The organism is Mesorhizobium sp. M5C.F.Ca.ET.164.01.1.1 (assembly GCF_004792125.1).
Taxonomy (GTDB): Bacteria; Pseudomonadota; Alphaproteobacteria; order Rhizobiales; family Rhizobiaceae; genus Mesorhizobium; species Mesorhizobium wenxiniae.
In genome coordinates, this window is the sequence record NZ_SRTG01000425.1 from 1 (window position 1) to 311 (window position 311).

The following is a 311-nucleotide window of genomic DNA, read 5'->3' on the forward strand; positions in this document are numbered from 1 at the left end:
CGCCAGCGCTGTTACATGAGGGCAGCCTCGGTTATATATGAGGATAGTCTCAGCTGGAAATATGACGATGGCCTCGGAAAAGGCGCCGCAACCGCGCGCGCCGCAACAGAAAAGAGGGCACGACCGCGTCGCGGCGCTGATGACGGCGGCGGCGGAACTGTTCGTCGAAAGGGGTTTTGACGCCGCCACGATGACCGAGATTGCCGCCAGTGCGGGCGCGGCCATCGGCACGCTCTAGTTGTTTTGCCCGACCAAGCAGGCGATGGCGCAGGCCATCCTGGAGGCGCATGCGGAAGAGCTGTCGGCCGAGC

1 protein-coding gene is annotated in these 311 nt (G+C 64.0%); it reads left to right on the plus strand.

Translation table 11 applies throughout. The features are described from left to right. Positions 1–67: 67 nt before the first annotated feature. Positions 68–238, plus strand: a complete 171-nt coding sequence (locus EN807_RS34110) for a TetR family transcriptional regulator (protein WP_189522699.1) — start codon at positions 68–70, stop codon at positions 236–238. Positions 239–311: the final 73 nt, after the last annotated feature.